Source organism: Prosthecobacter sp. Pr1, assembly GCF_057652315.1.
The window spans coordinates 51,582-64,029 of the sequence record NZ_JBYFBS010000001.1; the positions used below are offsets into that span (position 1 = coordinate 51,582).

Here is a 12,448-nt window from a genome sequence, read left to right on the forward strand (position 1 = left end):
AGAACGATCATGAGGGGCGGAACAATGCAGTTCAAGGCCGGAGACGTTCATGATTGACCCCGGGCTGCGTTTCAGAGTAACCTGCGGCACTTATGAAAACGCGCTTTTTTTCTTTGATTGTCCTGCTGCTGGCCGCCACCCATGCCCGCGCCGACTGGGTGCTAGTGCAGAAAACTGACGCGGAGGGCAAGGAGACCGTGGTCACCACGAAGATCAAGGGAGAGCAGGCAAGGGTGGACATGGGAGACAAGATGTCCGCCATCCTGGGGGCTGAGGGCATGGTCATGCTGATGCATGCACAGAAAATGATGATGAAGATGGATCTGGCGACGCTGAAGGCGTCCTTGGAAAAGACGGGAAAGGCCCCGGGTGGGCAGCCGGCAGCCAAGCCCGTGGCGACGGGGCAGAAGGAGAAAGTCGGCGAGTGGGACGCGGAGATTTACACCTGGGAAGGGACGCTGGGCAAAGGCCGCTTCTGGGTGGCCAAGGATTTCCCGAAACACGCTGAGATCAGCGCCATCAGCGACAAGCTCGGCAAGGTGATGGGCGGCGCGGTGTCCGGCATTTCACCGCAGGCTTCGGATTTCGACGGCATGGTGGTGAAATCTGAGATGACGATGATGGGCAAGAGCGTGGTCTCACACTTGGTCTCTGCCAAAGAAGAGACGGTGGCTGCAGAGGAGTTTGTGCCCCCTGCCGGCTACAACGAAATGAAAATGCCCGGAGCGCCGAAATGAGTTACGGCGTCAGCACACACGCGTAGGCGGCGGTGTTGGAGCCGGGCATGGAGATAACCACGGGCTGCTGCGTCTGCCGCACGGCCAGAGTTCCAAGGACAAGCTGCAGGGCGCTGCTGGCCCCCATGCTTTCACCGAGGACGTACTTCGGGCTGAGCACGGCGTCCCATGTCCGCCCCGACCAGGCGGCAATTTCCGTGTGGTCCAGTTTGGCGATCCCGGTGCGATCATTGATGAGCGTGGCCGGGCCTTGGCAATGCGCCAGCGTTTGCGCAGCAAGTTCGGGCAGCAGCTCGCAGCGTTCCTGCCAGGAGAGGTAACCCAGCGGACCGATGATTTCGCTGACGCGGGGGCCGCCGCCGCTGGCGGAGAGCAGGAGTGCTCCGGCACCTTCGGAGCCGATGAGCTTGGGGTGATAGTAGGTGAGCGCCTCAGCACTGAGCCAGTCGCATTCTTCCGCGGCGATGAGCAGGCAGTCCTCCACGATGCCGCTGCCGATCCAGAACGCGGCGGTGTCGAGTGCTTCCATGATGGAGTTTGGGCTCCCCAACAGGGTGCTGACCGCGCCGTCCACTCCGAGGAAGGAGGCGACATGCGAGGCGGGTGCATTGAACACGGTTTCAGGAAAGATCAGCGGGCTGGCCTGCGCGGGGTTTTGCAGCACCTCATCGTAAAAGCGGCCGGTGTAGTTCACGCAGCCGTTCATCATCACGAACAGAATGCCCAGACCGGGAGGCGGCGCGGAGGGGTCGTGCCCGGCATCTGCCAGGGCCTCCAGGGTCGCAGCCACGGAGTAGCGGGTGATTGCGCTGGAGCGGCGCAGGCGCGGATGGCGAGCGACTTTTTCTGGCGGGGCAGGGGGTGTAAAACGCGATTCGCAGGGCCAGTTTCGAACATCGCCGGGACGGTCACAGGATCGGGAGGGCAGCGGTGTTCCCGCCAGCACGGCTGCGTGCATGGCGGCGGCGTTCCAGCCAGCAGAGCTTACGGCGCCGACACCACGGATGCGGATATTGCGCGCGTTCATGCGGACCTCCTTTGCAGCACGAGGGTTGCGTTGGTGCCGCCGAAACCGAAGGAATTCGTCAGCGCATAGTCAAGCGAGGCGCGCCGGAACTGGCGCACCAGATCAAAGTGAACGGCGGGATCGATCTCGCGCACGTTCAGGCTCCCGGGCAGCCACTGCCCCTGCAGAGCCATCAGGCAGATCACGGCTTCGACGGCGCCAGCGCCGCCGAGCAGATGACCCATGGAGGACTTGGTGGAGCTGACGGGAATCTTGGACACGGCATCACCCGCCCAGGCGGCGATGGCCGAGGCTTCGGCCACATCGTTGAACGGCGTGCCGGTGCCGTGGGAGTTGATGTAGCCGATTTGAGCGGGAGAAACACCGGCCTGGGCGCAGGCGGTGGTCATGGTGCGGATGGCGGCTTTGCCGGCGGGATCTGGCTGCGTGAGGTGATGCAGGTCGGTGGCGGTGGCATAGCCGGAGACATTTCCCAGAGCCGCGCTTTGGCGAACCTCCTCGGCTTCCAGCAGCATGACGGCGGCACCTTCACCGAGCGCGAGTCCATCCCGGTTCGCATCAAAGGGGCGGGGAATGCCGCTGGGTGCGAGGGCGTGCAGGGTGTCGAACCCGGCAAAGACGAGCTTCGCGATCGCATCGTAGCCGCCTGCGAGCACGCGTTTGGCGCGGCCGGAGCGGATCATGTCCGCCGCCCAGCCGATGGCGTTGGCACCGGAGGCGCAGGCATTGGAAACGATGATGACCGGGCCGCGCCAGTCAAATTCGGCGGCGATGCTGCTCATCTGGCGCTGCGGCTGGTAATACTCGGCACGCGAAAGCTGGGTCGGGACGCGGGCGGCATCCTGATGCGCGTGTTCGAAATAGGCCTCTCCCAAAGGCATGGCCCCGGCGGAGGTGCCGATGACCATGGCGTCGATGCCCTCCATGTTCTCCCGGCCAGACTGCGCGAGCGCCTCGCGGATGGCCATGAGCAGCATGCGCGTGCCGCGATCGAAGTAGGTCTGTTTGTGGGCGGGGATGCGGTGGAAGAGGTTTTCTGCGGGCAGATCCACCACCCCGGCGGTTTTGGCGATGAACTCGCGGGTGTCGAAGAGTTCGACCGGCTTGAAGGCGGTGCGGTCCGCCGCCAGCGCTGCTTCATTCGCCTGCCAGCCCATGCCCAAAGGCGAAACGATCCCCGCTCCGGTGATGGCGATGTTCTTACTTAGAGGAGAAGGCACTAGGGAGGACAGGATGAGATTCGTTGTGTGGAGGGTTGAACTGCTAACGCAAGTGTTCATATCTACCGCACGGCGCGGCCTATGGTTTACGCTTCGCCGCAAGGACTGCAAATGTTTGGTGAACGCTGGGATCGTATTGTGGCTGAGCGCGGCGCGCAGGCGGCTTTGTATCTTGCTGACGGACGTGCCACCACGTTCCGCGAGCTGGATGCCGAGGCGCGTGCAGCAAAGCCGACCGGTGATTACGTGCTGGTGCAGGGTGAGGTGCCACAAATTTTGCGCCTGCTGCTGGTCGGGTTTTTGCACGGCCTGCCTGTGCAACTGGTGGAAAAAGACCGCTCCCGCCGCATTCCCGCCAGCCCGCCGCCTGCGAGGACGGCCCTGATCAAGCAGGCCGTGGGTGGTTCGGGGGTGCGGCGCTGCCAGTTTTTCACGTTTGATCAAATCGCCGCGGATGTGGACCGGCTGCATGCGGCGCTGGATCTCGGCTCACGCGGCACAGGGGTGGCGGCGATTTCCTGCGCGCATTCCTTTGGTCTGACGACAACGGTGCTGCAAACGCTGCTCAACGGAGTGCCCACGTGCTTTGCACCGCAGCCGTTTGCGCAGCCTTTGACGGAGGCGATGAAGCACCACCGGCGGGTGTTTCTGCCGGGAGTTCCAGCCCTGTGGAAGGCCTGGCTCAGGGGCGATGTCTGCTTTGACAACATCGGTCTGGCGATCTCCGCCGGATCTCCGCTCACGCTCGATCTGGAGCGCATGGCGCTGGAGCAGCATGGACTGAAGATTCACAATCTCTACGGGACGAGCGAGTGCGGTGCGGTGTCCTGGGACGAGACGCTCGATTTGCGTGAGGATGGGCGCGATATCGGCACCCTCCTGCCGGGCGTGCAGACACAGACCGATGCTGAGGGCCGTCTGGTGGTGACCAGCAGCTCTGTGGGGCTGGGGTATGATGACCAGCTGCCGCAGGAGAACTATGGTGCCGGGGTTTTCACCACCAGCGATCTGGTGGAGCAGGAGGGAGCCCGCCTGCGGTTTCAGCAATGCACGGGTGCAGGCATCAATGTGGCGGGTCGGAAGCTCAGCCCCCTCGAAATTGCTGAAAAAATCATGCGGGCATCGAAGCTGGAGCAGGTGAAAATTTATGGCGCACGGAGCCGCGATCCCGAGCGCTGTCAGGACATCGTGGCGGAAGTCGGCCTGCCCCAGGCGGAAATTGATCCCGCTTTTAAAATCACAGCTTGTTCATTGCTCGCACCTTGGGAAGTCCCGCGTAAATGGATCGGCAGACCATGAACACCCGTTTGCCATCCAGTGCCCTAAGGCGCATCACCCGGCTTTGCGCCAGGCGCCACGAGCGTTTCTACTCGGTGGTGAAGCTGCGTTCTGATCCCGTTTACGCCGCCGTCACCCAAGAGCTGCTGGGCTCCCCGCTGCCGGTGCTCGACATCGGCTGCGGCATCGGTCTGCTGGCGTTTTATCTGCGTGAGTCAGGCTTTGCGCCTGCCATCGCCGGATTTGATTACGATGCGGAAAAAATCTCCTGTGCGCATGACATGGTCTCGCTCAGCGACTGCGAAGGGCTCAGCTTCATGACGGGGGATGCACGCACCGGACTTCCGGAATGCAGCGGGCATGTGGTGATCCTGGATATCCTGCAGTTTTTCACGCGGCAGGAGCAGGAGGCGCTGCTCAAAGCGGCGGCATCCCGCGTGGCGCAGGGGGGGAAGCTGATCATTCGCACCTGCCTGCAGAACGACTCCCTGCGCTTTCGCGTCACGGTGGCGGGAGACTGGCTGGCCAAGCTGACGTTTTGGATGAAGGACGCACCGGTGTGCTACCCGGACCGTGCGTTATTTGAGTCCGTGCTGGGCGCTGCGGGACTGCAGGTGCGGGTGCAGCCGCTATGGGGCGGCACGCCGTTCAACAACCATCTCGTCGTCGCGGAACGCGAGTGAGGCCGGCGGAATGCATGGAAGGCCGCTCGCAGCCATCATGGAGGCGATGGCCTCCGCCACCTCGACGGCTACGGGGGTGCCTTCGTGGATCAGAACGATGGCGCCTGCTTTTAAGCGGTGGGTGATGCGCCGGGTGATGGTGGGCACGTCTGTCAGCACGCCGTCAAATCCTCGTGCGTTCCACAGCATCATCCGCAGGCCCAGGGACTGGACGATCAGTGCGGTGAAGAGGTTGTGATGGCCTGCCGGCGGGCGGAAGAAGCGTGGCGGCTGGCCCGGGCAGAGGGCGGCCAGCGTCTCCTGGCAGCCTGCGATCTCGCGCCACAACCGGGCAGGGCGGAGCATCCAAAAGGTGGTGGCCGGATGCGTCTGCGTGTGATTGCCGATTTCGTGGCCGCGCGCGAGGATTTCGCGCACCAGCTGCGGATGTTCTGCGGCACGTTCGCCGACGAGAAAGAACAGCGCCTTGATGCGGTGATGGTCGAGGATGTCGAGAATCGCCGGGGTGTGGTCGGGGTGCGGACCGTCATCGATGGTGAGCAGCACCGGATTTCCTGCGGGAGGCAGTTGTTTGATCATGCGGCCGAACAAGGCGCAGCGTGGCACCAGCGTGCCGATCATCATGGTGGTCAGGACGGTGCAAAACAGCAGGGCAGCCGCCAGGGGCTGCCCGCGAGCTGCCAGCCAGATCACCACCGGCACCGGTCCGAGGGCCAGGGCGAAGTGAAAGTACGCCCGCCGCAGGGCGCTGGCACGGACGGCCGCATTCATGCCGGATCGCGGGTGACGAGCGGTTCAAAGACAAACCATTGGTCCCAGTGCTGGAGAAGAAATTGATGCATCACCGGGAGCCAGGCGGCGCTGATCTCGGCGGCCTTGGCCTTGCGCCCGCCCTCGAAGAAGGGTTTGCCAATCTCAATGCGGTAGGCGAGCCGGCCTCTGCGGCTGAGGAACACCGGGTAGCAGGGCACGCCGGTCACCTCCGCGAGGACCAGCGGCCCGCGCGGGATCTTATAAGTCACGCCGTCAATGTGGGCCAGCGTGGGTGTCACCTCACCCAGCACGCGGTCGCCCTGCACGCAGACGACTTCACCTGCGAGGAGCAGGCGGCACAGCTCCATGCCGAGATGGCCGCCGGGTTCGTTGTAATGAACGTGGAGATTCGGCTCACGTCGCTCCTCGTCACACAGCTCCTTGCCGCGCAGCTTTTGCAGGGATGCCGAGGCCTCCGGCATGCGGACGGTATGGACGGGCCGGGTGAATTTGCGCGCGAAGAGGCTGGCGCCGATGTCGTAGTTGCCGGAATGCACGGTGAAGATCAGCGCGCCGCCCGGGTGCTTTTCCAAATCCTCGAAGTCGCCTTCGCCGATGATCTCCCAGTCGATCTTGCGCTGAAAATGCAGGTACCAGAGGCGGTCAAGGTAGGTCAGCGAAAACTGGAGGAAGACCTGAAATCCTGCGAGAGAGCTGGAGCCTTTGCCGGGAATGAGGGCGCTGAGATTGGCACGGATGGCCTCACGCGGCTCCACCGCCAGGATGTAAGCGATCAAGGAGAGGGGGTAGGCGAGCAGCGTGAAGAGCGGCGCGGGCACCCAGTGCATGCAAAACAAAATGGCCTGAGTCCAGCATGCATCATGCAGACCCATGCGCGGGGGAGGAGGAGGCGCGGTCGGCTCGTGAGTTGCAGATTCGGCGGATGGCATTATTTAAAGGCGTACCATGGATGGGATGAAACGTTGTGTTTCGACTGTCACACCCTCTCCGACAACTGACTTTTTCAGCACTTGCACGCATGATTTCATCCAACACCGATTACGACGTGGTCATCATGGGCGGTGCTTTTTCCGGCGCATCGGCGGGAATGATGCTCAAACGCGAGCATCCGGAGATGCGAATCCTCATCGTGGAGCGCACGGTGCAGTTTGACCGCAAGGTAGGGGAAAGCACGTCCGAAGTGGCGGGCTGCTTCCTCACCCGTGTGCTGCATCAGGGGCATCATCTGAGTTCGCATCACTATCAAAAGCACGGTCTGCGCATGTGGTTTTGCAAGACACCTGAGGATGATGTGGGCTGCCTCACCGAGGTCGGGCCGCGCTACCAGTCACGGCTGCCGACCTTCCAGCTGGACCGTGCCATCCTCGACGAGCACCTGCTGAAGGAGGCCTGTGATTTCGGCTGCGAGCTGCTGCGCCCGGCAACGATCAAAACCATCACACTCTCCGAAGACGAGGCACCGCACACGCTGGAAATCATGCCGCAGGAAGGGCAGATGCGCACGGTGACTGCGCGCTGGCTGATCGATGCCTCCGGCAAGGCTGCTGTGCTTTCCAGGAAACTCGGGCTGCATCAATCCTTGGAGAGCGAGCACCCGACATCCTCCATCTGGTGCCGTTTTCGCAATGTGAACGGGCTCGACAGCTTCAAGAGCCGGAAGATGCATCCATCGCTGATGAAGGGTGTCAGCCAGCTCCGCACCACGGCCACGAATCATCTCATGGGGCATGGTTGGTGGTGCTGGATCATCCCGCTGTCCGATGGCAGCTTCAGCGCCGGTGTGACGTGGGACCGGAGGTTTTTCACGCTGCCAGAGGGGCCTTCGCTGCTGGCACGCCTGCAGGCGCATCTGATGACGCACCCGATTGGCCGGCTCATGTTTGAAAACGCGGTGCCGGATGCCGATGACACCTTTTACTACAAGAACCTCGCGTACCGTTCCGAACGCATCGCGGGAAATCGCTGGGTGATGGTGGGTGATGCGGCCGGGTTCATGGACCCGCTGTACAGTCATGGGCTCGACTTCTGCGGCCACACGGTGTCTGCGGCGGTGGATCTGGTGCAAAAGAATCTGGCGGGTGAAAACACGCAGGCGATCACCGACTACCTGAACACGGCCTACCCGCGCAGCTACCGCATGTGGTTCAACTCGCTCTACAAGGACAAGTACTCCTACATGGGCGACGCGGAGCTGATCAATGCGACGTTTCTGCTGGACCTCTCCGCGTATTTCCTCGGCCCGGTGAGGGGGGTGTATGACAATCCGGATGATGAATGGATTCACATGCCGTACGAAGGGAAGGCGGGTGCATTTTTTGCCGGCTTCATGGCATTCTACAACCGCCGCTTCGTGCACCTCGGGCAGGAGCGGCGCCGCAAGGGCATCTATGGCAGCACCAACAACGGGCACGTCTGGATGCCGTTCATGAGCCTGTCGCCAGACCACACCGCAGCGCGATTGCTGTGGGCGGGGATCAAGGTGTGGATCAAGGCGGAGATCACCACCTGGCTGGCACCCACTGCGGCCAGAGAGCCGGTGGTGGTGATGGAGAAGAAGCCGGTGGAGGCGTGACCCTCACTCCGCCACGAAAAACATTCCCGCGAAGGTGTTGGGGGTGAGCTTGGCGTCTGGTTTGGGATCCACGAGCATGTTGGAGATGTCGCCGTCGAGATAGAGGGCGTTTTCGCAGCCGAGGTGCTGGAAGAAGCGGGTGAACTGGTGAAACGTCACGCGGCCTTTCACGGCGTCTTCGCGATCACTTATCACGAAGAGGATCTGGCCATCTTTCTTGCGCACGCCCACGGCATTGCGCAGGCGTTTGTTGGGGGAGTTCACCTGGAAGGCGGGGTGGATCACGCCCTGGCGCAGCATGAGCGGGCCGGACTGCGTGGCGAGGCGCGGCTTGAGGCCGCTTTTGGCAAATTCCGCTGCTTCCATCACGCCGGGGCCGGCCTGGTCGTCGAGGTAGAATATGCCGTTGGGCTTGAGGAAGAAGTTGCCCTCGCCTGCGCTCAGATTCAGCGGCACCAGTTCCTTGCTGGCGCAAATGGTCAGGCCGCAGGGTTTTGGGCCGCGCTCGTAGATGCCGGCGTTGGTGGCGAAGATGATCTGTTTGCCGCGCGCGGCGAGCTGCCGGCGCAGGCCGTTGAAATCTCCCAGCGGCTGGCCGTTGTCACCCAGCCAGGCGAGCTGAAGGCGCGACCAGTCGGCCTTGTCCACGCGGTAAAGGTGATATCGCCCGCCTTCGTAATCCACCGTCTCCGCGCCGTGCAGGTGTGAGGTGAGGGTGGCACAGCCGAAAAGGGTGAGGAGCCAGCGGGGAAAGGTCATGCGACAGGATGCTGAATTCACGTCATCCCACAACCCCAGAACCGGCTAAAGCCGGTACTACAAAACGAAGAGCCTTGAACCCGGAACGGATTGCCCCATGATGACCCTCACATGTCCAGCAGTCTAGGCACCCTTTTCCACATCAGCACCTGGGGCGAATCCCATGGCATCGGCGTCGGCGTCGTCATCGACGGCTGTCCGCCACGCATCCCCCTGACCGTGGAGGACATTCAGGCTGAACTCGACCGCCGCCGGCCCGGCCAGAGCAAGATCGTCACGCCGCGCAAAGAGGACGACAAGGCGGAGATTCTTTCCGGCGTGCTGGATGGCCTCACGCTCGGCACGCCCATCGGCATTCTGGTGCGCAACACGGATCAGCGCCCTTCGGCCTACACGGAGATGCAGCAGGCCTACCGCCCCAGCCACGCGGATTACACCTACGACGCCAAGTACGGCATCCGCGCCGTCTCCGGCGGCGGACGTTCCAGCGCACGCGAGACGATCGGCCGTGTGGCTGCCGGTGCCATTGCGCGCAAGGTGCTGCAGCATTCGCTCACGGGTTACGAATGCCTGGCCTATGTCAAAACAGTGCAGCACATCGAGGCGAAAGTGCCTGTGGGCGCGGAGCTCAATTCGGCGGTGATCGAATCCAACATCGTCCGCACCTGCGATCCCGTGGCGGCGGAGCAGATGATCGATCTCATTGAGAAGATCCGCAGCGAAGGCAACAGCGTGGGCGGCATCATTGAGTGCGTCGTGCGCGGCGTGCCGACGGGGCTTGGAGAGCCGGTGTTCGACAAGCTGGAGGCGGATCTCGCCAAGGCGATGATGAGTCTGCCTGCGACCAAGGGATTTGAAATCGGCAGCGGCTTTGGCGGCACGACGATGACGGGCCTGGAGCACAACGACGAATTCTACATGGACGGTGACAAGGTGCGCACCCGCACGAACCGCAGCGGCGGCATTCAGGGCGGCATCAGCAATGGCGAGGAGATCGTCTTCCGTGTGGCCTTCAAGCCGACGGCCACCGTGCTGCGCGAGCAGAAGACCGTGACCAACACTGGCGAGGACACCACCCTTTCCGCACGCGGCCGCCACGATGCCTGCGTGCTGCCACGCGCTGTGCCGATGGTGGAGGCCATGGTGCATCTGGTGCTGGCCGATCATTTCCTGCGCCAGCGCGCGATGAGGGGGTGATGGGATGCGGTGGCTTGCCTGGCTCCTCACTGGCACGACCTGCCTGGCTGGCTATGGCGGGCCGTTGCCAGAAATCGCGGTGGGAACCGGCGGGCGGGAGCTGGTGATCCAGAGTGCGCCGAGGCTCCCTGCGAATGGAGCTGCCCAGGCGTTTCTGCTCGGCACGGTCACGGAGGTGGCGGCTGAAGAAGACCGCCAGCCGCAGCAGACCCGGCTCTCAGAGTCATGCACGCTGCGCGTGGATTCCGCTTATGGGTATCTGGACCAAATCGCGGGCGTTCAAACGGCGGTGCTCCAGGCCAGCTATGAGCAATCACCTTACGTTCCAATTGATGAAGACTGGGGCAGGCTGTGGCACTTCAAGAAAGGGCAGAGGTTGATTGTGATTCTTCACCGGAGTGAAGGGGCGCCGTGCTTTGATGTGGAGGAACTGATGGTTCTCGATGACCGCACGGCTACGCTGCCGGAGATCCTGCGGCGGACTGCGCTGTTGCCGGAGGAGTTTACGGATGATGATCTGGAGGTGCTCAAGGTGGCTTCGCCCGCTTTGCATCGGCGGGTTTTTGCTGAGAGCGCCGGAGCGCGTGCGATTCGCGCCGAAGGGGCGAGGCGGTGGCGTGAGGGGATGATGGCAGCCGCAGGCATTTGTGCTCTGCTGGTGCTGGGCTTATGGGGCATTTGCAAGAAGCGGCATGTCATATGATCTGAGAGGCCGGAAGTCCAGAGGGCGGATACAACCCGTCCTGGCGATGTCGGTTTGCCTGCAAACCGTGAGCTGGCACCCACGGTGAACGTGCCGGTCCTCCGGTGTTGCGTGGGGTCTTGGCGTGGCTCAGATCCACGTCCCGGACGGGATGATGGCGTCTTTCGGAATGCAGATGATGCCGTCGCGAATGTAGAAGTTTTCGCCGTCCATGTTGTCCGGCTTGCCTTCGGGAGTGATGACCACGTTGTCGCCGATGTGGACGTTCTTGTCGATGATGGCGCGCTCGATGCGGCAGTTGCGGCCGATGCCGGGAGGCGGGCGGTTCGGATCGGTGCCGACGGCACCGGCGTAGTAATCTGCACCCATGATGATGCAGTCACGGATGGTGGTGCCGGGCTCGATCTTGGCGCGCAGGCCGATGACGGCGGTTTCGATGTGGGCGTCGGTGAGCACGCTGCCGTCGGCGATCAGCGCACCGCGGATGGTGGCACCATTGATCTTGGTGGCAGGCAGGAAGCGGGCATGGGTGAAGATGGGCGCGGAGCTTTCGAAGAAGTCGAACTGCGGCACCAAGCGGCAGAGGTCGAGGTTGGCGTCGAAGAAGTTGCGGATGGTGCCGATGTCCTCCCAGTAGCCCTGGAAGTTGAAATTGAAGACGCGCTTGTTCTTGATCGCGGTGGGGATGATGTGCTTGCCGAAGTCGTTGAGCGTGTTGTCGAGGCACTCGATGAGCACATCGCGGTGGAAGAGGTAGATGCCCATGGAGGCCTGGAAGCGCGACTCCACAGGATCAATGCCCATGGTCTTCAAAGTGGAAGGCGGGATGCGCAGCTTTTCGAGGACTTCAGGATCCTTGGGCTTTTCCACAAACTCATAGATCCGGCCGTCTTCATCGGAATGCATGATGCCAAACGACGTTGCGGCCTCGGCATCGACAGGAATCGTGGCGATGGTGATGTCCGCATTGGTGGCGACGTGCTGGCGCATCAGCATGCGGTAGTCCATGCGGTAGAGCTGGTCCCCGCTGAGGATGAGGAAGTAGTCGTAGTCGCCTTCGAGGAAGTAGCGCAGGTTCTGCCGCACGGCGTCGGCGGTGCCCTGGTACCAGCGCTCACCATCGGGAGTCTGCTGCGCTGCGAGCACCTCCACAAAGCCGCGGGTGAACTGATCAAAGCGGTAGGTGCGGGCGAGATGGCGGTTGAGCGAGGCGCTGTTGTACTGGGTGAGCACGTACACCTGGCGCAGCCCGGAATTGATGCAGTTGCTGATCGGGATATCGACGATGCGATATTTGCCGGCGAGGGGCACGGCGGGTTTGGCGCGGTTTTCAGTCAGAGGGAAAAGACGCGTGCCTGCCCCACCACCCATGACGATGGCCAGAGTATTGCGGCGTAAGAGAGTGTCTGCTTCGATCTGGACTTTGGATGACGAGGGGGCCGTGGCGTTTGGAGGTGTGCTCATTGTCCTAAGTTGGTTGTCATTAATTCTCTGCAAC

12 protein-coding genes are annotated in these 12,448 nt (G+C 62.5%); 6 read left to right on the forward strand and 6 right to left on the reverse strand.

Translation table 11 applies throughout. The annotated features are described in order from the left end of the window. Nucleotides 1-92 precede the first annotated feature (92 nt). Nucleotides 93-737 (forward strand): DUF4412 domain-containing protein, encoded by a 645-nt coding sequence (locus AC24GY_RS00245; protein ID WP_487679286.1) that lies wholly within the window; start codon nucleotides 93-95, stop codon nucleotides 735-737. A 1-nt stretch (nucleotide 738) separates the two neighbouring features. Here the strand turns inward: AC24GY_RS00245 and AC24GY_RS00250 are convergent, their stop codons facing one another. Together AC24GY_RS00250 and AC24GY_RS00255 are read right to left on the reverse strand one after the other, a co-directional pair. After that, a complete protein-coding gene (locus AC24GY_RS00250; protein ID WP_487679288.1) occupies nucleotides 739-1,764 on the reverse strand; it encodes a hypothetical protein in 1,026 nt (341 codons plus the stop codon). Then, on the reverse strand, nucleotides 1,761-2,984 hold the full coding sequence (locus tag AC24GY_RS00255; RefSeq protein ID WP_487679290.1) for a beta-ketoacyl-[acyl-carrier-protein] synthase family protein: 1,224 nt from the start codon (nucleotides 2,982-2,984) through the stop codon (nucleotides 1,761-1,763). Before AC24GY_RS00255 ends, AC24GY_RS00250 begins: the two co-directional genes overlap by 4 nt. A 111-nt stretch (nucleotides 2,985-3,095) precedes the next feature. On the opposite strand from AC24GY_RS00255, the gene AC24GY_RS00260 reads away from it, so the two are divergent. Both AC24GY_RS00260 and AC24GY_RS00265 read left to right on the forward strand, forming a co-directional pair. Further along, entirely contained in the window at nucleotides 3,096-4,283 is a 1,188-nt protein-coding gene (locus AC24GY_RS00260) for an AMP-binding protein (protein WP_422321063.1), read from the forward strand. Then, on the forward strand, nucleotides 4,280-4,945 hold the full coding sequence (locus tag AC24GY_RS00265; protein ID WP_422321064.1) for a class I SAM-dependent methyltransferase: 666 nt from the start codon (nucleotides 4,280-4,282) through the stop codon (nucleotides 4,943-4,945). The genes AC24GY_RS00260 and AC24GY_RS00265 overlap by 4 nt, the downstream gene beginning before the upstream one ends. On the opposite strand, the gene AC24GY_RS00270 is transcribed toward AC24GY_RS00265, so the two are convergent. Together AC24GY_RS00270 and AC24GY_RS00275 are read right to left on the reverse strand one after the other, a co-directional pair. Continuing rightward, nucleotides 4,892-5,716, reverse strand: coding sequence for a polysaccharide deacetylase family protein (locus AC24GY_RS00270; protein ID WP_487679293.1), 825 nt, complete (start codon nucleotides 5,714-5,716; stop codon nucleotides 4,892-4,894). The genes AC24GY_RS00265 and AC24GY_RS00270 overlap by 54 nt on opposite strands. Then, a complete protein-coding gene (locus tag AC24GY_RS00275; protein ID WP_487679295.1) occupies nucleotides 5,713-6,546 on the reverse strand; it encodes an LpxL/LpxP family acyltransferase in 834 nt (277 codons plus the stop codon). The genes AC24GY_RS00270 and AC24GY_RS00275 overlap by 4 nt, the downstream gene beginning before the upstream one ends. 191 nt (nucleotides 6,547-6,737) lie before the next feature. Here AC24GY_RS00275 and AC24GY_RS00280 point away from each other — a divergent pair, with 191 nt between their 5' ends. Further along, the gene (locus AC24GY_RS00280) at nucleotides 6,738-8,291 is read left to right on the forward strand and encodes an NAD(P)/FAD-dependent oxidoreductase (protein ID WP_487679297.1); all 1,554 of its coding nucleotides are present in this window, start codon (nucleotides 6,738-6,740) and stop codon (nucleotides 8,289-8,291) included. A gap of 3 nt (nucleotides 8,292-8,294) precedes the next feature. Here AC24GY_RS00280 and AC24GY_RS00285 read toward each other — a convergent pair whose 3' ends face one another. Further along, nucleotides 8,295-9,050 carry a phosphodiester glycosidase family protein gene (locus tag AC24GY_RS00285; RefSeq protein ID WP_487679299.1) on the reverse strand — a complete coding sequence of 252 codons (756 nt, stop codon included), beginning with the start codon at nucleotides 9,048-9,050 and terminating at the stop codon, nucleotides 8,295-8,297. 111 nt (nucleotides 9,051-9,161) lie between these two features. Between AC24GY_RS00285 and aroC the strand changes: the two genes are divergently transcribed. Then, entirely contained in the window at nucleotides 9,162-10,247 is a 1,086-nt protein-coding gene (gene aroC, locus AC24GY_RS00290) for a chorismate synthase (RefSeq protein WP_487679301.1), read from the forward strand. A 4-nt stretch (nucleotides 10,248-10,251) separates the two neighbouring features. Continuing rightward, the gene (locus AC24GY_RS00295) at nucleotides 10,252-10,950 is read left to right on the forward strand and encodes a hypothetical protein (RefSeq protein WP_487679303.1); all 699 of its coding nucleotides are present in this window, start codon (nucleotides 10,252-10,254) and stop codon (nucleotides 10,948-10,950) included. Between the two features lie 129 nt (nucleotides 10,951-11,079). Here the strand turns inward: AC24GY_RS00295 and AC24GY_RS00300 are convergent, their stop codons facing one another. Next, nucleotides 11,080-12,414: a glucose-1-phosphate adenylyltransferase gene (locus AC24GY_RS00300; protein WP_422321071.1), complete on the reverse strand. Its 1,335-nt coding sequence runs from the start codon at nucleotides 12,412-12,414 to the stop codon at nucleotides 11,080-11,082. Between the last annotated feature and the right edge of the window lie 34 nt (nucleotides 12,415-12,448).